Here is a 22,232-nt window from a genome sequence, read left to right on the forward strand (position 1 = left end):
ATCGCGTTGCCGGTTGCTGCACGGAGGGTGGGTCTCGCCGCGAGCGACGGGATTCCACGCGAAGCACGGGGCTCTTCGCGTTGCACACCAACGCCCAAGACTACTCGCAGCCGAGGCGAAGCGCGCGAGTCACGAGGGATGGGTCGACGGGGGTGTGCGAGATGATCACGACCGAGCGTTCGGCACCGGATGCGTCGAGCAGCTCTGCCACGAGCCGGTCGGCGAGCGCTGGGTCGACGTTGGCGGTCGGCTCGTCGAGCACGAGCACCGGGAAGTCTGCCAGGATGCCGCGCGCGAGGGCGATGCGCTGCGCCTGCCCGCCGGACATGAGCGAGCCGTGCTCGCCGACTCTGGCCTCGAGTCCGCCCCGCTCTTCGAGCCATGCTCCGAGCCCCACTCGGCGGAGGACGGCCTCGAGTTCGGCGTCGTCGGCGTCCGGCTTCGCGAACAGCAGGTTCTGTCTGATGGTCTCGTCGAAGATGTGGGGCCGCTGCTCGATGAGTCCGACGACTCCCCGCACCTGCGCGGGCGCGTACTCCTTCGCCTCGACGCCGTTGAGCTGGTACGAGCCCTCGTAGTCCAGGAACCGGACGAGCACGTTGGCGAGCGTCGTCTTGCCGGCACCAGACTCGCCTTCGACGAGCAGCCGGTCGCCGGGTGCCAGCTCGAGGGAGATCTCGCGGATCGCGGGCCCGGGGTCGCCGGGCCAGAACGCGGAGACGCCGTCGAGTGCCAGCGTCACCGGTCGGGTCGGCCCCTGGCGCGGTTCCGGAAGCAGCTGGGCGTCCGGCAGGCTCTTCGGCGCATCCCCCGGTGCCACGTCGGCGACACGAACCGCGCTCGCCCTGACCTGACGCCAGGCGGCCACCGCCTGGGGCACCTGCGCGAAGATCTCGAAGAGGGCCATCGGCACGAGCGCGATGAGGGTGAGCATGGGCGCGAGCAGGGTGCCGTCGACCGTCGGGTTGATGCCGACGGCGGGCGCCCTCGCCGTCGCGAGGCCCGAGAAGAGCATCACGGACCCTGCGACCGCACCGCTGCCCCTGGCGCGGGAGACCAGCGCGTCGCGCAGGCGCGCGTCTGCCGCGTCGACCTCCGCGAGCTTCGCGTCGAGGGCTCCGTATGCCTCGAGCGTCTCGAAGTTGGAGACGGTCTCGTAGATGCGGTCGTTGAGCGCCGCGCGCAGCGGCGCGGCCTCCCGGTCGGCGCGGCCGGAGATGGCCAGGTTCGTCGTTGTCGCGACGATGCCAGCCAGCAGGAGGCAGAGCGCGAGCACGATCGCTGCGGGCGCGCTCACGAGCCAGATGCCGACGACGGCGAGCGTCGACGTGAGCCCCGCGATGATGAGGGGCTGCGCGACTCGGAGCGGCAGGAACTGCAGCTCGTCGACGTCGCTCACGAGCCGGGTCAGCAGGTCGCCGCGACGATGCGTGGCGAGGCCGGCGGGTGCGAGCGGGATGAGCCGCTCGAGCACCCCGACGCGCAGTTCCGCGAGCTGCCGGAAGGAGGCGTCGTGTCCGAGGAGCCGTTCGACGTAGCGGAAGACCGCACGCCCGATGGCGAACGCGCGGACTCCCACGATGGCGATGCCGAGCAGCAGGATGTGGATGATCTCCGAGGCCCGCGTGAGCAGGTAGGCACTCGTGGCGAGGAGCGCCACGGCGCAGATGGCGCTCAGGAGCCCCATCGCGATGGACGGCCACAGGCGACGCGCAGACGGCATGGCGAGGCGCAGGATCCGGCGCTCATCGGCGGACGGGCGCTCCTGGAGACGGGTCATGAGCTGACCACCGCATCGATGCGTTCGACGGCGTGGACGGAGTCCGCAGACGCGACGAGCGCTCGCCGGTGGCTGACGACGAGAACGACGCGCCCTTCGTCGGCGAGGGCCCGGAACGCCGCCGCGATGCGACGCTCGGTCTCGGCGTCGAGCGCCGAGCTCGGCTCGTCGAACAGCACGACGGGGCAGTCGAGGCGACGCGCTCGCAACAGCGTGCGGGCGAGGGCGACGCGCTGGGACTGCCCGCCGGAGAGACCCGCGCCGGCGACGCCGAGCATCCGATCTGCGTCAAGGGACGCGAGGCCAGCGGCGCTGAGCGCGGCGCGCACCTCTTCCGGGCTCGCGTCCGGTTGGCCGAGGGCCACGTTCTCGGCGACGCTTCCTTCGATCAGCGACGGCGACTGGCCCATCCACGCGATGGCCGCCCGACGCGCCTCACCGGTCAGGTGCTCGCCGCCGACACTCACGGAGCCGACCGAGTCGACCGTGCCACGCACGACGGCGAGCAGCGTCGACTTGCCCGCGCCAGACGGGCCGACGATCGCCGTCACTTCCCCAGCCGGGGCGACGAGGCTGTGATGCCGTAGCACGGACCGACCCTCGTAGCCGGCAGTGACATCGTCGAGCACGAGGTCTCCCAGGGTTCTGCCCGGGCCCGGGCGTCCCGCGTCGGATGCACCCCGCGCAGCGGCCTGCGACTCACCGGGAGCCGCGTCGGCCTCCTCGATCACCGCGAACACGTCCTCGGACGCCGCGACGCCATCGGCCGCCGCGTGGAACTGGGCGCCGACCTGGCGCAGCGGAAGGTACACCTCGGGCGCGAGCAGCAGCACGAAGAGTCCCACCTCGAGCGACATCTCACGGTTGATGAGCTGGATGCCGATCGTGACGGCGATGAGCGCCACCGAGAGGCTCGCGAGGAGCTCGAGCGCGAACCCGGACATGAACGAGAGGCGGAGGACCTTCATCGTCGCGACCCGGTAGTCGTCGGTGACCTGTCGTATACGCGTGGGCTGCCGCTCGGCTCTGCCGAAGATCTTGAGCGTCGAGAGCCCCTCGACGACCTCCAGGAACCCCGTCGCCAGCGTCGAGAGCGCCGACCACTGCCGCTGCTGCACCTTCTGCGTCGCCCACCCGATGAGGATCATGAAGACGGGGATGAGCGGCAGGGTGATGATGACGGTGATGGCGGAGGGGAGGTCCCAGATCGCCATGACGACGATCAGCACGGGCGCTGCGATAGCCGTCAGGATGAGCTGTGGAAGGTACTTCGAGAAGTAGGTGTCGAGGGCGCCGAGACCCGGTCCGGCAAGTGTCGTGAGCCGGGAGCTCGACGTGCTGGCCAGCCAGGCGGGGCCGAGCTTCGCGATGGATGCCAGCAGCTTCGAGCGCAGCTCGCTCTTCACCTTCGCCGCAGCCCGAGCGGAGATCGCCTCCATGCCCCAGGTCGCGGCGCTGCGCGCTGCGATGACCGCGAGCAGCGCCCCGAACCAGGGCAAGAGCTCGTCGACGCGCTCGCCTGCGATCGCCGACACGATGAGGTGGGTGACCAGCCAGGCGAAGCCGATGACGGATGCCGTCTGCACGACCCCGAGGGCCGCGCCGAGCACGAAGAAGCTTCGTGCCGACGCGGCGTGGCTCAGGAGTCGGGGGTCGAGGGGCTTCACAGGCTAGGCGGCCACGGCCGCTGACTCCTTGGGCGCTTCTCCCGTGATCATGGTGCGGCTGATGCGCTTCCGGAAGACCCAGAAGGTCCACGCCTGGTACCCCAGCACGAACGGCACGATGATGAGCGCGGCCCAGCTCATGATCGTCAGCGTGTAGTCGCTGGAGGAGCCGTTGATGATCGTCAGCGGGTTGGCCGGGTCGAGCGTGTTCGGGATGAGGTTCGGGAAGAGCGACGCGAACAGCGTGAGCACGGCCGTGGCCACCGTCAGAGCACCGAGCGCGAAGGCGATGCCGTCGCGACGCAGCAGCGTGCCGACGTACGAGCCGACGAACGCGAGCACGGCGACCATCGCGAGCATCATGCCCGCGATCGAGAAGTTCGCGGTGACCGTCCAGCCGAGGAACGTGATCGCGAGCACCGCGACGAGCACGCCGACCTTCAGGGCGAGCGCGCGAGCACGGTCGAGGATCTCCCCCTCGGTCTTCCTCGTGATGAACACCAGCCCATGGTAGAAGAACAGCGTGAGCGTCGTGAGCCCGCCGAGCAGCGCATAGGGGTTCAGCAGGTCGAAGAACGAGCCGACGTAGTTGAAGTTCTCATCGAGCGCGAGCCCTTGGGTGATGTTCGCGAACGCGACGCCCCAGAGAAAGGCGGGCACGATCGAGCCGACGAAGATCATCCAGTCGAACCATCTCGTCCATTCGACGCCCTTGCCCTGGTGCCGGTACTCGAACGAGACCCCTCGGACGATGAGCGCCAGCAGGATGAGCAGCAGGGGCAGGTAGAAGCCGGAGAAGATCGTCGCGTACCACTCGGGGAACGATGCGAACAGCACGGCCCCGGCGACGATCACCCACGTCTCGTTGAGGTCCCAGATCGGGCCGATCGTGTTGATGAGCACTCGCCGGTCGGTGTCGTCCTTGCCGATGAACGGGAGGGCGATGCCGACGCCGAAGTCGAAGCCGTCGAGCACGAAGTACCCGATGAAGAAGAACGCGACGATCCAGAACCAGAGGACGGGCAGATCCATCAGTAGACGCTCGCTTTCACCTTGACATCGGCAACGTCGTCGACGGTGCCATCGGCATTCGAATCGAAACTCGGCGGCTCGGACTGAGCCGCCTTCAGCAGCAGCTTCACCTCGACGATCGCGAGGATCGCGTAGACGACCGTGAACGCGATGAGCGAGATGAGCACGCTCAGGCCGCTCACGTTCGGGGAGACTCCGGACTCGGTCTTGAGCAGCCCGAACACCAGCCAGGGCTGGCGTCCCATCTCGGTGAAGATCCATCCGACCGTGATGCCCAGCGTCGGGAACAGGACGGTGAGGATCGCGACGTTGAACATCCACTTCCTCGGCGGGTTCTTCGCCTTCTTGCGCGTCACCCAGAGGCCGGCCATGGCGACCGCGATGGACGCCATGCCGAAGCCCATCATCCAGCGGAAGGACCAGTACGTGACCCAGATGATCGGCGCGTAGTCGCCCGGACCGTAGAGCGCCGTGTACTGCGCCTGCAGATCGTTGATGCCCTCGACCGTTCCGTCGAACGTGTGCGTCGACAGGAACGAGAGGAGGTAGGGGATGCGGATGGAGAAGAGCTCGGACGAGCCGTCCGGGGTTCCCCATGTGAAGACCGAGAAGGATGCGTCCGCGCCGGTGGCAGTCGTGTACAGAGCCTCGGCGGCCGCCATCTTCATGGGCTGCGCCTCGACCATGGCGAGGCCGAGCTGGTCGCCGCTGAGCATGGTGCCGACGCCGCCGACGAGCATGAACCAGAGGCCGAACTTGAGGGCGGGCCACATGACGTCGTGGTTCTGGTCGCGCTTGAGGTGCCACGCGGCGGTCGCGATGATGATGGCCGCTCCCACCATGAGCGAGGCGAAGATCGTGTGCGGCAGCGCGGCGAGCGCAACCGGGTTGGTCAGCACGGCACCGAAGTCGACGAGTTCAGCTCGCCCGTTGGCCTCGTTCATCTCGTACCCGACCGGGTTCTGCATGAACGCGTTGGCGGCCAGGATGAAGTAGGCCGAGGTCCACGTTCCGATCATGGTCATCCAGATGGTGGCGAGGTGCAGCTTCGGCGGCAGCTTGTCCCAGCCGAAGATCCACAACCCGATGAAGGTCGCCTCGAGGAAGAACGCCACGAGTCCTTCGAATGCGAGCGGGGCCCCGAACACGTCGCCGACGAAACGCGAGTAGTCAGACCAGTTCATGCCGAACTGGAACTCCTGCACGATGCCGGTCACGACGCCCATGGCGAAGTTGATGAGGAACATCTTGCCGAAGAGCTTCGTGAGTCGCAGGTACGTGACCTTGCCCGTGCGCACCCATGCCGTCTGCCAGATCGCGATGGCGAGGACCAGGCCCAGCGTGACGGGCACGAAGAGGAAGTGGTAGATCGTCGTGACACCGAACTGCCACCGCGCGAGAATGAGTGGATCCAGCAGGGCGTCCACGGGGCCTCCTGATGCGTCTCGGGTTGGGCGCGAGGCCCTGGAAGCGCAGCGCGATTCCTGAACTCGATGGTACGCCGACTTCTCCTACATGTTGTCGAATAGAAGCCCCTGAGTTGGCACACTTCCTTGCCTCGACCAGGCTTTTCTACATTATGTAGTGCGTGTAACGAAACGGTAACGGTGGAGAATCCCCAGGGACGCCAAACTTCTGGCTCTAGAGTCGCGGACATGAATGCGGGGACGAGAGCATGAACGAGCTGATCGAGACCGCCCTCGAGTACATCGAATCCGTGCCTCCCGTCTGGCGGATCGTGCTGGTGGGCGTCGCGATCCTGCTCGAGACCAGCGTGCTCATCGGGCTCATCGTTCCCGGCGAGACGGTCCTGCTCGCACTCAGCACGGGCATAGACGCCCCGCTCCCCTGGGTCCTGACGATCGCCGCGTCGATCGTCGGTGCGCTCCTCGGCGAGTCCTTCGGGTTCTGGCTCGGCCGCACGTTCGGACCACGGATCCGCGCCTCGCGAGTGGGCCGTTGGCTCGGAGACGAGCGCTGGCAGCGAGCGGAGCTCCTCATCCAGCGTCGCGGCGGCCCTGCGGTCCTCATCTCTCGATTCCTCCCGGTCCTGCACTCCCTCGTGCCGCTCACCGCAGGCATGGGCGGCATGCGCTACCGACGATTCCTCGCCTGGACCATTCCGGCCTGCGTCATCTGGTCGACCGCCTACGTGAGTGCCGCGGCTGGGGCGTCGGCCGGTTTCAGGGAGCTCTCCTCGTCCCTGCACTGGGCCGGCTACCTCTTCGTCGGCGTCATCGTCGTGTTCCTCTTCATCATGTGGCTCGTGAAGCGATCCATCGGGAAGGTCATGAACCGCGACCTCGACGAGGCGACAGCTCGAGCAGCCGACGAGCAGGCCGGGCCGGATGGCGGCAACACGGACGCAGACAACTCAGACGCCGAGACCGCCGGCGTGCGAGGATGAGCGGGTGACGCCGACCTCCGACGCCCAGTCCCCGCTCGAACGCTGGCTGCTTGGGCTCAGGCCCGTGCGGGCCGTCATCGAGAACGCCTTCCGAATCGAGGACCGCGTCCGCCTCGTGCGAGTCAAGCTCGTACGGAAGCGCGGCTACCTCACCGTCCTCGAGCCCTACACGGGGTACGGGACCACGACGTGGGTCAGAGCGCTCGCGCGCGTCCACATGGCCCCTCCCGGCAGCAGGCGCCGCTTCAGCCTCTCGAGGCTCCTCAGGCGCAAGCGCCGTGAATCGGTCGTCCGCGGCTGGCGGAGCTTCGCACGGGTATCCGCCGGGAATGTGCCCGCGACCGTCATCATCGATGGCGTCCGGCACGCGGTCAAGGCCGACCGGGGCGGCATCATCGACATCAACCTGCCCGCGAACCTCGCGCCGGGCTGGAACACGATCACCTTCGAGAGCTTCGACCGGCAGACGAGCACGGCCCCGGTCTTCATCGTCGCCGACGAGCAGCGCGTCGGACTCCTGTCCGACATCGACGACACGGTCATGGTGACGGCACTCCCCCGCCCCATGCTCGCAGCGTGGAACACCTTCGTGCTCGATGTGCACGCGCGCACCCCGACGCCCGGCATGAACGTGCTCTCCGAGCGCATCCTCACGTCCTTCGGGCGCAGCGAGACGCCCGTCGTCTACCTGTCGACCGGTCCGTGGAACGTCGCTCCGACGCTTGCTCGCTTCCTCGGTCGCAATCTCTACCCCGCCGGTCCCCTGCTGCTCACCGACTGGGGGCCGACCCCGGAGCGCATCTTCCGGTCCGGGCTCGACCACAAGGTGTCGAACCTCGACCGACTCGCCCGTGAGTTCCCCGACATCAAGTGGATCCTCGTGGGTGACGACGGCCAGCATGACGAGCAGATCTACGGCGAGTTCACGAGCCGCCACCCTGACCGCGTGCTCGCCATCGCCATCCGACAGCTGTCGACGAGCGAGGCTGTGCTCGCGGGCGGCCGCGCGGCAAGCGCGCACTGGCGCAAGAACGCGCCGGTGCCGTGGGTGTACGCGCCGGATGGCGCTGGCCTCGCCAAGCAGCTCACGGAGGCGGGCATCCTGCCGGACCTGACGCAGGCGCCGGGCACGACGACGGACGAGGCCCCGGAAGAGACCGTCGTCACACCCGTGGACTAGGCGCGTTCCTCTCGAGGGGACTGCGTGCGCCCCAGGGCGAGCGTGAAGTTCAGCGAGTCCATCTCCGAGTACGGGCGGTACATGCCGTTGAAGACGCTCGAGCCCGCCGGGGTGAGGATCACGCGCACCCCGAGCCATTCGGCCACGTCATCGCGGATGAGCGGCGTCCCGACCTCGCAGCTCGCGAAGTCGATCAGCGCACCGTCCTCACCCTGCACGACGAGCCTCGCCCCATCGCCGTCGAAGACGAGCTGCGGGTTCCGGAACGTCACGTCGAGCATGCCTCCGTGTCCCGTGAGCCTCACCGAGCCGACGAAGCTGGCGCTTCCCACCGGGGATTCTCCAGCCAGCCACGCCGAGTCGGTGGCGCCTCGCGGATAGGCGAACTCATCGTCGTCGACGAAGGCTCCGCCCTCCACGCGCACGTCACCACCCGAGCGACGCACGTACTCCACGAAGGACGACTTGATCGGCCATCGCAGTTCTCCACGCCAGAGCTCCATGCGACAAAGCTAGCCCGCCTCGAATTCGAAGCGCCAGCGGCAATCTGCGCGCGCTACTTCGAGAGCAGCAGGGTCACGACGAAGATGACCGGAACCGAGAGGAAGGTCGTCGCCAGAATCGTCTCGCGCGCGACACGCATCCCGACCCCATAGTTGCTCGCGTAGGTGAAGACGTTCTGCGCGGACGGCAGCGCCGCGGTCACGACGACGATGAGCAGCGCCGCACCGTCGAGACCGAACAGCCACGCTCCGATGAGCCAGGCCAGAGCCGGGTGGACGAACACCTTGAGCACGGTGGCGACGATCGCGGGCGCACGGTCGGGCTCACGGAAGGGGATGGCGTTGCCCCAGAGGGACATACCGAACGCCAGGAGCATCGCGGGGACGCTCATGCCTCCGAGGAGCTCGATGGGGTCGAGCAGGAACCCAGGGATCGTGACGCCGGACGCGCTCACTGCGATGCCAGCCAGCGCTCCGATGACGATGGGATTGCGGAAGGGCCGGAGGACGATCTGCCACCACCGGAGTCGGGGCGCGTCGTCGTCCCTGGATGCGATGTCGAGGAGCGTCATGAAGACCGGACCCATGATGAGCTGCTGCCCGAGCATCACGGGTGCGACCAGTGTTGCGTCGCCGAGCACGTAGACCGCGATCGGGATGCCGAGATTCCCGGCGTTGACGTAGCTGGCCGCCATGGCGCCGGACGTCGTCGTCCCGAGTCCCCATCTGCGGAGGGCGCCGACGGCGGTGTAGATGAGTGCCACAGCGGTCATGGCGATCGCCGTGACGACGAACTGCCTGGAGTAGAGCACCTCGAGGTGCGCGTCGGCCATGAGCGTGAAGAGCAGAGCTGGGGTCGCGACGTTGAATGCGAGCTTGGACAGGCCGGTCTGCCCGGTCTGCCCGAGTACACCGCTGCGTGCCAGGAACACGCCCACGGTCACGATGACCGCGATGACCGCGAATCCCTGAAGAACATTCATAGCTTCCGCGATCGTATCCTGCCCGCCGCTCTCGGGTGACGCTGGTGAGCGCGACCGCGCGCTCACCGACGAATTCACGAGGAACTCGGATGCGAACCGAAATGACTTCGGGAGACTTTTTCTCTCATCGTGTCGCCACCTAGCTCACGCAGTGCATAGGGCGCAAACTCCCCAGCCAGAAGAAACCTGGATTCAAATCACCGGATAATCATCTAACATGTCCTCGGTCTGCAATTAACGAAGGGGATCCCATGGCTCGGAAAGTCATCTACCAGCTCGTCGACGACATCGACTCGAGTTCACTCGCCGAAGGCGAAGGCGAAACGGTTCAATTCGCTCTCGACGGAACCGACTACGAAATCGATCTCTCGGACGAAAACGCCAAGAAGCTCCGTGACGCACTCGCCGACTACGTCTCGGCCGCCCGCACGGTAGCCAAGTCGCGCAAGTCCAAGTCGGCCGGTTCCACCTCGAACCGCCCGAAGAAGGACCTGGCCGCTATCCGCGCCTGGGCTCGCGCCGAGGGCCACAAGATCTCCGACCGGGGTCGCATTCCCGGTTCGATCATCGAGGACTACGAAGCAGCCAACGCGTAAGCACGAACCCGAGAGGTCTCGTGGGTTCACCTCTCGAGACCAGACGCAGGAAGAGGGCCAGACGGCGGAAGCCGTCGGGCCCTCTTCCTGTACCGGCCGTCGCTATCTGGCGACGATCGTTGGCGTCTCGAGGTGCGCGAGGACTCCATGACTCACGGAACCGAGCAGGAGCCTTGCGAAGGCACCCCGCCCCCGGCTGCCGACGACGACCAGGGACGCCGAGTGCGCGGCGTCGAGGATGGCCATGTCCGGAATGCCCTCGACGACAACCGGGGTGATCTCGAGGTCTGGGTAGCGGCCCCTCAGGCCCGCAAGGGCGAGCGAGAGTGTCTCCTCTGCGGCGAGACGCAGCTCGTCGAAGAAGTCACCCGTGACGATGACGCCCCCTCCGTAGACGTTCGGGGCATGCCAGGCGTGCACGGGGATGAGAGGCTCCCCTGCGCGACTCGCCTCCTCCGCAGCCACCGCCAGGGCATTCTCCGAGAGGTCCGACCCGTCGACACCGACGACCACGCCGCGTCGGGCCGAGAGATCGGTGTCCGGGACGACCGCAACCGGAGATTCGCTGGCAGCGGCGACGCGAACGCTGTGCGTGCCACTCGCGCGCCCAGGAGCGTCACCACGGTTGCTGCCCACGACAAGCAGGCCGGACGACTTCGAGAGCTCGGCGAGGGTCTCAATGACCGGACCCGTCAACACGACGGTCTCCACGTCGAGGCCGGCGTCGACGGCGAGCGCCGCCTCGGTCGCCTCCTGCAGGATGCGCGCCGCAGCCGACTCCGCCTCGATCATGAGGTCTGGATTCCCGGCACCCGCAATTCTCGGATCGACGATATGCGCGAGTTTCAGGCGTTTCCGTCCGCGTGACGCACGGGCTGCCGCCCACCGCGTCGCGACGATTCCAGGATGGTTACCAGCGACTCCGACGGTGATGTTCTCGCTCATACCCGAATGCTAGCCCCGCCCACCAGTGGAATCACTGCGTAGCGGCGTACTCGCGCTTGAGGTCGCTGAAACCGGCCAACCGGAATGGACCCTCCGTCTCGTTCGGGAGCGTGAACTCCCCCAACTCGGTCGGATCCCGACGTTCATGCCACTCCAGGTATTGTGCGGCATCTATGGGAACGCGATTCGCGAGCGTTGCTCGATTCTCTTCGGTTCGCAAGTGCTCTCGATATCCAGGTTGAACCGTGCCGCCGAAGAACTCCGCCACGCTTCCGGAGCCGTAGCTCAGGAAGCCGATACGGCTGCCTTCCAGCTCTTCCTCGCTGTCGAGCAGGCTCAGGAGCGCAAGGTAGATCGATGCGGTGTATGTGTTGCCGATGACCCTGTTGTAGCGGAGTGTGGGCGCGATCTGGGCGTCGAGAGCCGCCGGTTCGAGGTCACCTCCTGCTGTCTTGATGAGGTGGCGGTGCGCTTTAGCGGCCATCTTGGTGAACGGCTGGTGGTAGCAGAAGCGGTGGAAGTCGCCGATGGGGAATCCGCCCTGCTCGGTGTAGTCGTTCCACGCGCTCTCCACGGCCTGGAGGTACGCGCGAATCGAGTACTTGCCGTCGACGAGCGCGGTGACCTGGCCGTTCGGACGCCAGAAGTCCATGATGTCGCTGGTGAACACCCCTGAGCCTGGCTCGATGACGACAAGATCCGGGTCGGCAGCCACCAGCATGGCGACTGCGCCGGCCCCCTGGGTCGGCTCACCGCTCGAACCCAGTTCGTAGCGCGCGACGTCGCTCGCCACCACGAGCACGCGTTGCCGCGGGTCGCGTGCGACGAGGGCCGTGGCGAACTGCAGCGCGGCGGTGGCCGAGTAGCAGGCCTGCTTCAGCTCGACGACTCGGCAGGTGGCCGGCAGACCGAGCAGCTGGTGCACGTACACGCCAGCCGCCTTCGACTGATCGATGCCGGTTTCCGTCGCGAAGAGAACCGTGCGGATCCCCTCGGTGCCGTGCCGGTCGATGATCTGCTTGGCTGCCGCCGCTCCCATCGTGACGACGTCCTCGTCGGCGGCGGTGATGCTCATCCGCTCCTGGCCGATGCCGATGGTGTACTTCTCGATCTCAGTGCCGAGCCGCTCGGCGATCACCGAGAGGTCGAGCACTCGGGACCCCGTCGCGAAGGCGAGGTCGTGGATGCCGATTGGTGTTGTCATAGTGTTCGCTCGTTTCCGCGCGTCGCTCAGTTCGCGGCGCGTTCCAGCTTGATGTGCGAGGCCATCAGCTCGCCCTGGTTCGTCTGGGCTGCCATGAGGGAGAGCTCGCCGCAGAGAACGGTTGCCGCACACAGTACGGCCAGTCGCCGAGCGTTCGCTCCGGGCTCGCGGTCTTCCTTGCAGCCGAGGCGTTCGAGATTCGCCTCGATGAAGTCGAGCCCCTTGCCGTTGCCGACGCTCCCGACGATGAGGTTGGGCAGCGTGCACGAGAAGTAGAGGTCTCCGTCGCGCACCTCGGCGTGGGTGATTCCCTGCGAGCCCTCGACGATGTTCGCCGCATCCTGCCCCGTGGCGAGGAAGAAGCCGAGGAGCATGTTCGCGTAGTGCGCGTTGCCCGTTCGAAGGCCGCCAGCCAGCATCGTGCCGATGAGGTTCTTGCGCACGTTGAGCTGGGCGATCTTCTCCGGAGTCGACCGGAGCCAGCGCTCGACGGTGCGCCGCGGGAGCACGAGCTCCGTGACGACGTTCTTGCCCCGGCCGAGGATGCCGTTGACCGCGGTCGCCTTCTTGTCGGAGCAGAAGTTGCCCGAGATCGACTCGTAGCGGAGCTCTGGCCAGCGACGCAGGATGAAGTCCATGAGTCGCTCGGAGGCGAGCGTCACCATGTTGTGGCCGGACGCGTCGCCGGTCGTGAGCTCGAACCTGAGGAAGAGCAGGTTGCCGGCAATCTGCGCGTGCAGGTCGATGAGGCGAGCGAAGCGGCTGCTCGTCGCGACCACCTCCTGCAGCAGGTGCATGTGCGCCTGGATCTCGTGGAGCGCCGTGAGCGCGACGCCGGCGTCGTCCGCCTCGAAGAGCACCGAGCGGCTCATGCGCTCGTCGATCAGGGTCGCCTTGATCCCGTCCGGCACGAGCATGGACATCTTGGCGCCGCGGCCGACCGAGGGCCAGAGCGGCTGCTCGTAGGTCGCGAGCGGGACGAGCTGCTCACCCTCCATGACGTTGCCGGTCACGCGGACTGGACCCACCCATTTGAGCGGAACTGGTGCGTGGTCGAGGAGCTCGGTGCTCATCGCTGTCCTTTCGATGGGAGGGTGCCGCGCCCGCGGGCTCGCGAGACGACGGCCGGGTCGATGCCGCGGGAGGCGCAGAACTCGAGGAGCGCGCCGTGGAGGATGAGCTCCTGCTGGCCCAGAGCCGCAGGAGTGGGAGCGCCGAGCATGGTCTGCAGCGCAGCGAGCTGATCCTGCCAGGAGCGGATGTGCTCGACGAGCGCCTCCAGGCCGTCCTCGACGAGCACCTCGAGGAAGTGGCCGGATACGCCGACGGCGCGCGCGCCGAGGGCAAGCGCCCTCAAGACGTCGAGTGGCGTTCGCACGCCTCCCGAGGCGAGCAGGACGGGCGTGGGCGAGGTACTGGCGTCCGCCTCGATGAGCGCCTCAGGGGTCGACTGTCCCCAGCCGACCAGCGAGGCGTAGTCGCCCAGGCGCCGTCTGGAGTTCTCGATCCTGGCGAAGTCCGTGCCACCCCGGCCGCTGACGTCCGCGTATGACACTCCGAGCGCGGCGAGGCGTGCGAGCGTCTTCGAGCTGAGCCCGAATCCGACTTCCTTGACGATGACCGGAACGCCGACTCGCTGCACGATGGCCTCGATGGCCCCCGGCCACGCAGCGAAGTCTCGGTCGCCCTCCGGCATCACGGTCTCCTGCACCGAGTTGATGTGGATCTGCAGCGCATTCGCCTCGAGCAGGTCGACGGCGCGCCGCGCGTCGTCCGGGCTGACGGTGGCGTTGACGTTGGCCATGACGAACCCGCGCGGGTTCTCATCGCGGATGACGCGGAAGCTGGGGGCCGTGGCGGCATCCTTGAGATAGGCGGAGAGCGAGCCGGCGGCCATGGCGATGCCGGTCTCGCGAGCCGCCACCGCGAGGTCGCGGTTGATGGCGCCGGTGCGGTCGCTGCCGCCCGTCATGCCGTTGAGGTAGAACGGCACAGGCCAGCTGGCATCGGCGACCTCGACGGCCGTCGAGACGGACCCGCGGTCGATCCCGCCGAGGGCGTGGTGGACGAAGCGCACGTCGTCGAAGTCGTTGCGCGTGATGCCTGCCCGCTGCTCGAGGGCCAGGTCGACGTGCTCGTCCTTGCGGTTACCCATGTTCGCGAACTCCAACTCGACGGTGCGGTATGACGTGCAGGTCCAGGACCTCGATGCCGGCGGCGCGCCATGCGGCGTCGAGCGCCTCGTTGCGGGCCGGCGCCAGCGCGATTCCGCAGTCGCCGCCACCTGCCCCCGAGGTCTTCGCCGGTATCCCGACGCCGCGTGCCGCGGCGATGAGATCCAGCAGCGCGGGGGTGCGGATGCCGATGCTGCTCAACTCGTCCAGCGCCTCGAGGTTGTCGGCCGCGTCGCGGATGGCCAGGAGGGCGTGCTCGACGCTGTCGGCTCGGATCGCCGCGACGAGAGCCGCCGTGATCCTGTCGCTCTCCCCGAGGAAGGCCGCGTATCCGGTGCTCGATCGCCAGTCCCCCGCGTGGAGTGTACCGACGAGCTCGGCCGTCGAGGCTGGCGCTGAGGTCCATCCCACGTGCAGCACCATGGAACTCGGATCTGGCAGCGACTCGAGCACGAGTCCTGGCCAGGCCTCGCTGAGACTCGCCTCGACCCCGCTCGCACGACGCAGCTCGCGAACAGCGAGCCGGTCGGGCGACGCGTAGTGCACCCATCCCCCGAGCGTGCTCGTCGCGATGTCAGCGCACGAGGCGGCCGGCCGCAGCTCGATGGTCGCGAGGCTTGCGAGGCGGAAGACCGCGTCGTCGTCGAGGCCGAGACCGAGGTGCTCGGCGACGGCGCGCACGGTGACGACGGCGACGGCACCGCTCGAGCCGAGTCCGAACTTGCGACCGTGCTCGTCGTCGAGCTCGCTCTCGATCTCGAGCGCGAACGGCGAGGTCTCGATCCCCCGCTCACGTGCCAGGTCGTGGACGACGCGGATGCACTCCTGCACGAGCTCGCCACCGGCTGCGTCGATCGAGACCGAGTCGCCATCGATGGCAACCGGGACGGGCTGCGAGCCGAAGTGCAGCGACCGGACCGAGCTGACCGCGTCGTTCGCGGCGGCGTGCAGGCGGGCACGGATGAGCCTGGAGACCCCCACGATCACGGCGTGCCTGCCTGGTTCGACAACCGCGTACTCACCGGTGACGAAGAGCTTGCCCGGGGCTTCGGCGACGATCACCGCGTTGCTCCGGGGATGCCTGGGACCGCGGCCCCGTCGTCCGGACCGGAGACGGCCACACCCGGACCTGACTCGGCGATCACGAACTCGGTGCCGGGAGCTGCGGCTGCGAGCGCTGCTCGGACCGCGGGGGCATCAGCGGAGCGGCACAGCGTCTTGACGTTCGGCCCGGCGTCCATGGTCGCGTACGCCTCGAGGCCGCCGCGGCGGAGGTCCGCCACGGCGTCGATGAGGGCCATGCTGCCCGCGGTGAGGTATCGGACGGGAGGCACGGCGCCGAGCATCGCGGCGTGCATGCGGAGCGCGTTGCGCTCGGTGATCTCACCGACCTCGGTGAAGTCGCCTCGACGCAGCGCGTCGCGCATGAGCGCGAGCTCGGTCGGGTTCGTCTCGACCCACGGCGCGTTGTACGGCGAGGTCTCGACGGTTCGGCGCATGGCGTCGCGGCTCGAGATCGGCTTCTCCCCGGCGTTGACGATGCCGAGCACCATGGCCGCGTCGACGTGCGCGTCGTTCACGGGCTCCGCGTAGGAGCTGAGGTCGTCGGTGCCGGCGTTCCAGACGGCGAAGCCGCCGAAGATCGAGCGCGAGGCGGAGCCGGAGCCACGCCTGGCGAGTCGCGAGAGGTCGCGTGCAGAGAGGTCGAGCCCGTACGCCGCAGCAGCCGCGGCAGCGAGGGCAGCGAAACCGGAGGCGGACGACGCAAGGCCTGCACCGGTCGGTCCCGCGTTGCTCGTCTCGACGCGCGCAGCTCTCGTGCTGCCGGCCAGCTGACCGACGTGGTCGAGGAAGCGGGCTACCTTGACGGACGCCGCCTGCGACATGGGGGCGCCGTCTTGCAGGACCTGGTGCTGCTCGGCCTCCGCCGCGAGCGTGACGGTCGTCGTGGTCGGGTAGACGGCGAGCGTCAGCGAGAGGCTCGAGGTCTGCGGGATGATCAGCGCCTCGTCGCGCTTCCCCCAGTACTTGATGAGCGCGATGTTCGGGAAGGCGACGGCAGTCGACCTCACAGCGGGGTGCCCGTGCTGGTGATGCTCCAGGTCTGGATGGCCCCCGCGCCCTGCAACGCTGCGGCGACCGCCGACGCGTTGCCGCGCTCGACGACGGCGACGATGCATCCACCGAGGCCTCCGCCCGTGAGCTTGGCCCCGAGCGCCCCTGCACCCGTCGCCGCGGCCACGAGCTCGTCGAGTGCTGGGTGGCTCACACCGAGCGCTGACAGGAGCTCGTGCGCCTGCGTCATGCGGGCGCCGAGCGAGCGCGCCTCGTTGGTCTCAAGGTCGGTGATAGCCAGGTCCGAGAGGTCACCGAGGGTGTCGATGATGGTCATCGTCGCGTCGTGGTCGCGTTCGAGCGAGGTGCGCACGTCATCGACGGCCTGGCGCGTCGAACCGTGCACGCCCGTGTCTGCGATCACGAAGCACGCGTCGAGGGCGACAGGCACCGGCACGGCGCTGGCGTTCTGGAATCGGATGGGCGACGGAATGGTCGTCGCGAGCGCATCGAGTCCACTCGGCTTGCCGTGCGCCACCTGCTCCGCCAGCTGGACGAGCGCGAAGTGCTCGCCGCCGGAGAGCGTGACGTTATGGAGCCGCGAGACCGCGTCGACGATGGCTCCGGCCGCTGCGGCGCTCGACCCGAGGCCGCGCCCGAGCGGGATGTTGCCGCGAACGGCCACTGTCAGACCCTCGAGGTCGCCCCCGATGGCCCTGAGGGTCTCCTCGATCGCCGTGCGTGGCGCCTCGACGATCTCGGGGGCGGCAGCGAGCGGGCCCGTGTAGTGGTCCGACTCGAAGCGGGGCTCTGTGCCCTCACGCCATGCGGTCGCCCGCATGCGCATGGCACGAAGCGGAAGCGCGACGGCGGGCTTTCCGTAGACGACGACGTGCTCACCGAAGAGGATGAGCTTGGCGTGGGCGCTCCCGCGCCCGACGGCTCGTCCGATTCGCGGCAACGCAGAAGTGTCGAGAGAAGCAAGCGACGTCACGTCGAAACTCGATGGCACCAGGGTCACTCACCTCGCAGTAGGTCGGCGTCAAGTGTACGGCGCAGTCAGGCTGATCGCATGCAGCGCACTCGTCAGCTTCCCAGGATGTTGATCATCCACGCGATCCCGAAGCGGTCGACGAGCATTCCGAACGTGTCACCCCACGGCGCCTGCACGAGGGGCTGCTCGATCTCGCCGCCATCGGCGAGCTTGTCCCAGTAGCCGCGCAGCTCGTCCGCTGCATCACCACTGATGGAGATCTCGACCGTTCGTCCCGGGTTGGGCTCGATGAAAGAGGGGGTGTCCGAGGCCATGATCGTGAAGCCGCTCGTGGTCGTGAGCTGGCCGTGCATGATCTTCTCTGATACGGAAGGGTCCATGGGCATGCCAGAGCCACCGAAGGTGCTCAGGACGAGCTCGCCCCCGAAGACCAACTTGTAGTACTCGAGCGCCTCGCGCGCGTTGTCGATGAGGTGGATGTAGGGGTTCAGGATGACTGCCATGGTCGGGCCTCTCATAGGTCGCGACGACGGTCATCGTCGCTGGATCTGATCGTGGCACAAGCCGCCGACAATCAGACGCATCCGAGCAGCGAATCTCGCGGAACTCCTGCCTCACGCCCGTCACCGCGCCGACCAGCACCCCGCGGTGCGCGAACGACGCGTCGTCGCCGTCGTCGAGTCGCTCGCCTGACTCGAGCCTCACATCGAGACCGTGACTGAGGCGCTTCAGCGTCGAAGCGACTCGGCGATCGCGGGCCTGATCTCAGCACGGGTGAGATGCCCCGCGATCACCAGATATGCGAGCCCCTGCATGGTCGCCCAGAGGGCCGTCGCGCGCGCCTCGATTCGCGCAGCGCCAGCCTCGGGGTCAAGTCCCGCCGCCGCGTCGCCGAGTGTGTCCTCGAGCTGACGGATGAGCGGGGCCATGGTCTCGCTCGGGGAACCTGGCACACACACCTCCGGGTCGTAGATCAGCGTGAACGCATGCGGGTTGTCGACGGCGAACTCGACGTAGGCGGCGCCAAGCGCAAGCGCGCGCTCCTGCGCGTCGAGGCCTGGCGCATCCGCGGCCAGGAACTGGTCGACGAGCCGCTGCATGCTCACTTCGCCGAGCCGCTTGAAGAGCCCGGTCTTGTCGCCGAAGTGGTGGTACGGCGCGTTGTGGCTGACGTCAGCCTCCCGCGCCAGCTCGCGCAGGCTGATCGATGAATGCGGCTTCTGCGCCAGCAGCTCGACGCCGGCTGCTTCGAGGACGGGGCCGAGGTTGCCGTGGTGATAGGGCGCATCCGATCTTGACATGAGCAACATTGTAGCTAGGCTGACTCTCGCCACATCTTGACACTGTCCACTTCAAGGCTCAGGAGCCACCATGCACACCCTCGTCATCGACGGCCACCCCAACCCGAACTCCCTCTGCGCCGCGCTCGCGACGCGCTACGCCGACGCACACGGCGACGCCAGGATCCTCGCCGTGCGAGACCTCGCGTTCGACCAGAACCTGCGCTTCGGCTACACCAAGCGGCAGGAGCTGGAGCCCGACCTGCGGCAGGCCTGGACCGCCATCCAGGAGGCGACGAGGATCGTGCTCGTCACCCCGGTCTGGTGGGGCTCCGTGCCGTCACTGCTCCAGGGTTTCTTCGACAGGCTCCTGCTCCCTCGCATGGCCTATGACGCCTCGGGCACGTTCCCCAAGGGCCTCCTCAAGGGACGCAGCGCGCGCATCATCATGACTGCGGACAGCCCCGGCACCTACCTGCGGCTCACGGGGAACACACCTGTCCGGCAGCTCAAGACGCACGTGCTCGGCTTCATCGGCCTCTCGCCCATCGCGGTCACGCGCTTCTCCCCCGTCAAGACCTCGACGGCCGAGAAGCGCGAGCAGTGGCTCGCCGAAGCGTCCACGCTCGGCGAGAACGACGCCAGGCGCTACTTGCCGGCGCCGAGTCCCGCCCTGATGAGCTGACCCGTCGTCGCGGTCGGGAGGTACGCACGCGTCAGGCCGATGCCGATGCGCGGCAGGTCGGCCTCGTCCCGGTAGAGCAGGTACATGGGCTCGTACCTCGGGTTGAACTTCGTCTTGAAGTTGTGCAGGGACGAGAAGCCGTAGAGCGGCTCGAGGATCTCCGAGACCTGGCTCAGCACCTGGTCGAGCGCACTGGCCTGAGCCTCGCCGGACCCCGCCAGTGGCGCCCCCGACAGCGAGGCGAAGGCGGCACCCTCATCCCGGAAGGCCAGCGCCGACGAGATGATGAGGAACTCCATGACGGGCTTGAAGCCACCGTCGCGTCGACGCATGAGATCGAGCGTCCAGCCGCGGACCTCGCCCTCGCTGCCGTAGACGGGCAGCCACGAGGTGACGCCGTGCACGCTGCCGTCGTCATCGATCGCGATGCCGAGCCGCACGGCCGGGTCGAGTGCCTCGTCGACGCCGCCGAGGGTGAAGCCCATCTCGGGCAGCCCCTTGTCACCCACCCAGTCCTCGGAGATCGCGCGCACCTGCGCGAGCACAGCCCACGGCTCCTCGGCGAGGGTCGTCATCTTGAAGCGGATGCCTTCGCGTTCGGCCCGGTTGACGGCGGAGCGGACGGGCTGCCAGGGCTTCCCCTTGAGCTCGAGACCGGGGAGGTCGATGATCGTGTCCTCCGCCACCTGAACTCGCTGCCAGCTGGATGGGGCGGCGTCCACGGTCGCCTGCGTCGCTGAGAAGAACGCCGGCGTGTGCCCGGCGAGCTCGGCGCGGGAGGCGAAGTCGTGGATGAGGTCGCTCAGCTCCGTCGCGGGCGCAACCGGGTCGCCGAGCGCGAGCGCGACCCCCGAGTACTCCTGGTAGGCGATGTAGCCATCCTTCTTGGGGCTCATCAGGTAGTGGTTCCGGGGCCAGAGCGTCATCCAGGAGATCGTGCTGCCCCCGACTCTCGGGAGGATCTCGCGGGCTTCCTCGACCGTTCCTCGCCGGTCCCCGGAGATGGAGTTCTTCGACGGGCGCACGCGCACGGCGAAGGACCTGCGGGCGACGACGAGGAAGAGCACGACGAGCACCCAGAGCAGCGAGCCCGTGAAGTTCATGGTCAGGCCGTCGTCGAGGCTGCCGGACGTTGCGACGTCGAGGACGATGAGCGCGAGCTCGAGCAGGTTGAAGATGCCGAGGGTCACGGCGACGATCCACGCGAAGCGCTGTCCTCGCCTGATGCCGTTCGCGACGAGGAGGATCACGACGACGTCGATCGCGACGCCGACCCAGGTCTCGGTCTCGGCGGTCGACTTGCCGAGCGGTCCGTCGAGCGTGAAGAGGGCAGCGACGACCTGCGCCGCACCGAGGCCGATGAGCGCCGTGAAGGCGATGAGGCGGTCTTCGCGCGTGCTCGTGGCGAGGCCCGTCTTGCGGTGCCGCTGCACGGCGTAGATCGTGAAGATGACGGCGACCGGCAGGAAGTGCTCGAGGTCCGCGAGGTCGCCCACATAGAGGAGGCGCAGGGAGACGAGCGCCCCGAGCGCGAGACCCAGTCGCAGGCGCCATGGCGGTCGGAGGACCCAGACGAGGGCGGCGGTCAGCGCTGCGATGCCACCGGATGCCCCCACGTCGAGGCTGCCCGCGAGTCTGGTCGCCCACTCCCACCCGGTCGGGGCGAGCGCGGCGACGATGGCGAGCGTTCCGAGCACGGCGAGCGCCTGACCGGCGAGGAAGACCAGGGCGGTTCGCTTCCAGCCGAAGCGGAACTCGAAGACGCCGCCCACGATGAGCAGCTGCACGATGAGGAGCGCGTAGTGCCAGGCGCCGTTGCCGAGCAGCGACCCCGTGATGGGGGTCCACCACATGCCGGCCTGGAGCGGCGGCAGGCCGAAGGCCACGTCTCCGTACCAGGGCTGCGCTCGTGACAGGTGCCACATCGCGCCGGTGGCGACGCCTCCGACGATGAGGACCAGGACCAGGATGGTCGTGAACGGAGCACGACGGGCGAACGTGACGAGTGGGCGGACCGCCGCCCCGATGGCGTCGCGACCCGCGGCCCCTCCCGGAGCGGTCTCCTGCGCATCCTGGGCGGCAGGGATGAGCAGGTCGAGTTCCTGCTCGGTCTCGCTGCTCGCATCCGCCCCCTCAGGTCGGTTGCGGGCTCGGTAGACGACGACCGCGACGATGACGATGACCAGGACGACGGCGACCGCGAGCGCGGCCCAGCCGAACGCGTGGATGAGCGCGAGGGCGCTCTTCCCGAGGGCGACCGTGATGGCGGTGACACCGGCCGCCCAGGCGACGCCACCGAGGGCGTTCGCGACGAAGAAGCGACCGTACGGCATGGCCATGGCGCCCGCGAGGGGTCCCGCGAAGACGCGGAGCAGCGCGATGAAGCGACCGAAGAAGACGGCGTACGCGCCCCATTTCTGCATGAGCCCGACGGCGGCGTTGATGCGCGCGACGCTGAAGTGCTTCGGGAACCGCTGCGAGAGGTAGTGCAGCAGTCGCGCTCCCCAGCGCTTGCCGATGTAGTAGCCGATCGAGTCGCCCACGATGGCGCCGACGGCGGCCGCGGCGGCGAGCAGCCACGGGTCGACCCCAGTGCCTGCCACGCTCATGAGCACCGCGGCGATGAGCACGCTCTCGCCAGGGAGGGGCAAGCCGAGACTCTCGAGCGTGACGATGACGGCCACGAGGAGGACAACGAGCAGCGGGGGGATAGCTATCAGCCAGTCGAACACGCGTTCAGGCTAGCT

General features: G+C 68.1%; 20 protein-coding genes. 4 read left to right on the top strand and 16 right to left on the bottom strand.

Annotated elements, in window-relative coordinates:
- Positions 1-100: 100 nt before the first annotated feature.
- Genes cydC through ACQFZP_RS12625 form a run of 4 tightly spaced genes read right to left on the bottom strand, consistent with a single transcriptional unit; the run spans position 101 to position 5,906 of the window.
- The gene (gene cydC, locus ACQFZP_RS12610) at positions 101-1,780 is read right to left on the bottom strand and encodes a thiol reductant ABC exporter subunit CydC (protein WP_211891575.1); all 1,680 of its coding nucleotides are present in this window, start codon (positions 1,778-1,780) and stop codon (positions 101-103) included.
- Positions 1,777-3,447 carry a thiol reductant ABC exporter subunit CydD gene (gene cydD, locus ACQFZP_RS12615; RefSeq protein ID WP_211891576.1) on the bottom strand — a complete coding sequence of 557 codons (1,671 nt, stop codon included), beginning with the start codon at positions 3,445-3,447 and terminating at the stop codon, positions 1,777-1,779. Before cydD ends, cydC begins: the two co-directional genes overlap by 4 nt.
- A 3-nt stretch (positions 3,448-3,450) precedes the next feature.
- On the bottom strand, positions 3,451-4,479 hold the full coding sequence (gene cydB / locus ACQFZP_RS12620) for a cytochrome d ubiquinol oxidase subunit II (RefSeq protein ID WP_179557551.1): 1,029 nt from the start codon (positions 4,477-4,479) through the stop codon (positions 3,451-3,453).
- A complete protein-coding gene (locus ACQFZP_RS12625) occupies positions 4,479-5,906 on the bottom strand; it encodes a cytochrome ubiquinol oxidase subunit I (RefSeq protein WP_104311496.1) in 1,428 nt (475 codons plus the stop codon). Before ACQFZP_RS12625 ends, cydB begins: the two co-directional genes overlap by 1 nt.
- 248 nt (positions 5,907-6,154) lie before the next feature.
- On the opposite strand from ACQFZP_RS12625, the gene ACQFZP_RS12630 reads away from it, so the two are divergent.
- Both ACQFZP_RS12630 and ACQFZP_RS12635 read left to right on the top strand, forming a co-directional pair.
- The gene (locus ACQFZP_RS12630; RefSeq protein WP_104311495.1) at positions 6,155-6,886 is read left to right on the top strand and encodes a DedA family protein; all 732 of its coding nucleotides are present in this window, start codon (positions 6,155-6,157) and stop codon (positions 6,884-6,886) included.
- 4 nt (positions 6,887-6,890) lie between these two features.
- A complete protein-coding gene (locus ACQFZP_RS12635) occupies positions 6,891-8,066 on the top strand; it encodes an App1 family protein (RefSeq protein WP_258068067.1) in 1,176 nt (391 codons plus the stop codon).
- On the opposite strand, the gene ACQFZP_RS12640 is transcribed toward ACQFZP_RS12635, so the two are convergent.
- Positions 8,063-8,569, bottom strand: a complete 507-nt coding sequence (locus ACQFZP_RS12640) for an HtaA domain-containing protein (RefSeq protein ID WP_104311493.1) — start codon at positions 8,567-8,569, stop codon at positions 8,063-8,065. The two genes, ACQFZP_RS12635 and ACQFZP_RS12640, sit on opposite strands and share 4 nt — an antisense overlap.
- Positions 8,570-8,622: 53 nt before the next feature.
- Positions 8,623-9,552: an AEC family transporter gene (locus tag ACQFZP_RS12645; RefSeq protein WP_104311492.1), complete on the bottom strand. Its 930-nt coding sequence runs from the start codon at positions 9,550-9,552 to the stop codon at positions 8,623-8,625.
- A 251-nt stretch (positions 9,553-9,803) separates the two neighbouring features.
- Between ACQFZP_RS12645 and ACQFZP_RS12650 the strand changes: the two genes are divergently transcribed.
- Positions 9,804-10,148 carry a histone-like nucleoid-structuring protein Lsr2 gene (locus tag ACQFZP_RS12650; RefSeq protein WP_104311491.1) on the top strand — a complete coding sequence of 115 codons (345 nt, stop codon included), beginning with the start codon at positions 9,804-9,806 and terminating at the stop codon, positions 10,146-10,148.
- Positions 10,149-10,250: 102 nt separating this feature from the next.
- Here the strand turns inward: ACQFZP_RS12650 and ACQFZP_RS12655 are convergent, their stop codons facing one another.
- The 9 genes from ACQFZP_RS12655 to ACQFZP_RS12695 all read right to left on the bottom strand — a co-directional run bounded on the left by ACQFZP_RS12655 (position 10,251) and on the right by ACQFZP_RS12695 (position 18,821).
- A complete protein-coding gene (locus ACQFZP_RS12655) occupies positions 10,251-11,093 on the bottom strand; it encodes a universal stress protein (RefSeq protein ID WP_104311490.1) in 843 nt (280 codons plus the stop codon).
- A gap of 31 nt (positions 11,094-11,124) precedes the next feature.
- Complete coding sequence (locus ACQFZP_RS12660; RefSeq protein WP_104311489.1) at positions 11,125-12,297, bottom strand: hydroxymethylglutaryl-CoA synthase; 1,173 nt, start codon at positions 12,295-12,297, stop codon at positions 11,125-11,127.
- Between the two features lie 26 nt (positions 12,298-12,323).
- Complete coding sequence (locus ACQFZP_RS12665; protein ID WP_211891577.1) at positions 12,324-13,370, bottom strand: hydroxymethylglutaryl-CoA reductase; 1,047 nt, start codon at positions 13,368-13,370, stop codon at positions 12,324-12,326.
- The gene (fni, locus tag ACQFZP_RS12670) at positions 13,367-14,452 is read right to left on the bottom strand and encodes a type 2 isopentenyl-diphosphate Delta-isomerase (protein WP_211891578.1); all 1,086 of its coding nucleotides are present in this window, start codon (positions 14,450-14,452) and stop codon (positions 13,367-13,369) included. Before fni ends, ACQFZP_RS12665 begins: the two co-directional genes overlap by 4 nt.
- Positions 14,445-15,533, bottom strand: a complete 1,089-nt coding sequence (locus tag ACQFZP_RS12675) for a phosphomevalonate kinase (protein WP_211891579.1) — start codon at positions 15,531-15,533, stop codon at positions 14,445-14,447. The genes fni and ACQFZP_RS12675 overlap by 8 nt, the downstream gene beginning before the upstream one ends.
- Positions 15,530-16,543 (bottom strand): diphosphomevalonate decarboxylase, encoded by a 1,014-nt coding sequence (gene mvaD, locus ACQFZP_RS12680; protein WP_211891580.1) that lies wholly within the window; start codon positions 16,541-16,543, stop codon positions 15,530-15,532. Before mvaD ends, ACQFZP_RS12675 begins: the two co-directional genes overlap by 4 nt.
- Entirely contained in the window at positions 16,540-17,487 is a 948-nt protein-coding gene (mvk, locus tag ACQFZP_RS12685) for a mevalonate kinase (protein WP_179557543.1), read from the bottom strand. Before mvk ends, mvaD begins: the two co-directional genes overlap by 4 nt.
- 125 nt (positions 17,488-17,612) lie before the next feature.
- A complete protein-coding gene (locus ACQFZP_RS12690; protein ID WP_211891581.1) occupies positions 17,613-18,023 on the bottom strand; it encodes a VOC family protein in 411 nt (136 codons plus the stop codon).
- A 225-nt stretch (positions 18,024-18,248) separates the two neighbouring features.
- Positions 18,249-18,821, bottom strand: a complete 573-nt coding sequence (locus ACQFZP_RS12695) for a TetR/AcrR family transcriptional regulator (protein ID WP_211891582.1) — start codon at positions 18,819-18,821, stop codon at positions 18,249-18,251.
- Positions 18,822-18,891: 70 nt separating this feature from the next.
- Between ACQFZP_RS12695 and ACQFZP_RS12700 the strand changes: the two genes are divergently transcribed.
- Positions 18,892-19,485 (top strand): NAD(P)H-dependent oxidoreductase, encoded by a 594-nt coding sequence (locus ACQFZP_RS12700; RefSeq protein ID WP_211891583.1) that lies wholly within the window; start codon positions 18,892-18,894, stop codon positions 19,483-19,485.
- Here the strand turns inward: ACQFZP_RS12700 and ACQFZP_RS12705 are convergent.
- Positions 19,449-22,217, bottom strand: coding sequence for a rhomboid family intramembrane serine protease (locus ACQFZP_RS12705; RefSeq protein ID WP_211891584.1), 2,769 nt, complete (start codon positions 22,215-22,217; stop codon positions 19,449-19,451). The two genes, ACQFZP_RS12700 and ACQFZP_RS12705, sit on opposite strands and share 37 nt — an antisense overlap.
- Between the last annotated feature and the right edge of the window lie 15 nt (positions 22,218-22,232).

This window comes from Pseudoclavibacter sp. Marseille-Q434 (assembly GCF_050315415.1).
Taxonomy (GTDB): domain Bacteria; phylum Actinomycetota; class Actinomycetes; order Actinomycetales; family Microbacteriaceae; genus Pseudoclavibacter.

What these genes read in the sequence shown, in the direction of transcription:
- cydC (WP_211891575.1), bottom strand. Translation starts at nt 1,780, where the DNA reads ATGACCCGTCTCCAGGAGCGCCCGTCCGCCGATGAGCGCCGGATCCTG.
- cydB (WP_179557551.1), bottom strand. Translation starts at nt 4,479, where the DNA reads ATGGATCTGCCCGTCCTCTGGTTCTGGATCGTCGCGTTCTTCTTCATC.
- ACQFZP_RS12630 (WP_104311495.1), top strand. Translation starts at nt 6,155, where the DNA reads ATGAACGAGCTGATCGAGACCGCCCTCGAGTACATCGAATCCGTGCCT.
- ACQFZP_RS12640 (WP_104311493.1), bottom strand. Translation starts at nt 8,569, where the DNA reads ATGGAGCTCTGGCGTGGAGAACTGCGATGGCCGATCAAGTCGTCCTTC.
- ACQFZP_RS12645 (WP_104311492.1), bottom strand. Translation starts at nt 9,552, where the DNA reads ATGAATGTTCTTCAGGGATTCGCGGTCATCGCGGTCATCGTGACCGTG.
- ACQFZP_RS12650 (WP_104311491.1), top strand. Translation starts at nt 9,804, where the DNA reads ATGGCTCGGAAAGTCATCTACCAGCTCGTCGACGACATCGACTCGAGT.
- ACQFZP_RS12655 (WP_104311490.1), bottom strand. Translation starts at nt 11,093, where the DNA reads ATGAGCGAGAACATCACCGTCGGAGTCGCTGGTAACCATCCTGGAATC.
- ACQFZP_RS12660 (WP_104311489.1), bottom strand. Translation starts at nt 12,297, where the DNA reads ATGACAACACCAATCGGCATCCACGACCTCGCCTTCGCGACGGGGTCC.
- ACQFZP_RS12665 (WP_211891577.1), bottom strand. Translation starts at nt 13,370, where the DNA reads ATGAGCACCGAGCTCCTCGACCACGCACCAGTTCCGCTCAAATGGGTG.
- fni (WP_211891578.1), bottom strand. Translation starts at nt 14,452, where the DNA reads ATGGGTAACCGCAAGGACGAGCACGTCGACCTGGCCCTCGAGCAGCGG.
- ACQFZP_RS12690 (WP_211891581.1), bottom strand. Translation starts at nt 18,023, where the DNA reads ATGGCAGTCATCCTGAACCCCTACATCCACCTCATCGACAACGCGCGC.
- ACQFZP_RS12695 (WP_211891582.1), bottom strand. Translation starts at nt 18,821, where the DNA reads ATGTCAAGATCGGATGCGCCCTATCACCACGGCAACCTCGGCCCCGTC.
- ACQFZP_RS12700 (WP_211891583.1), top strand. Translation starts at nt 18,892, where the DNA reads ATGCACACCCTCGTCATCGACGGCCACCCCAACCCGAACTCCCTCTGC.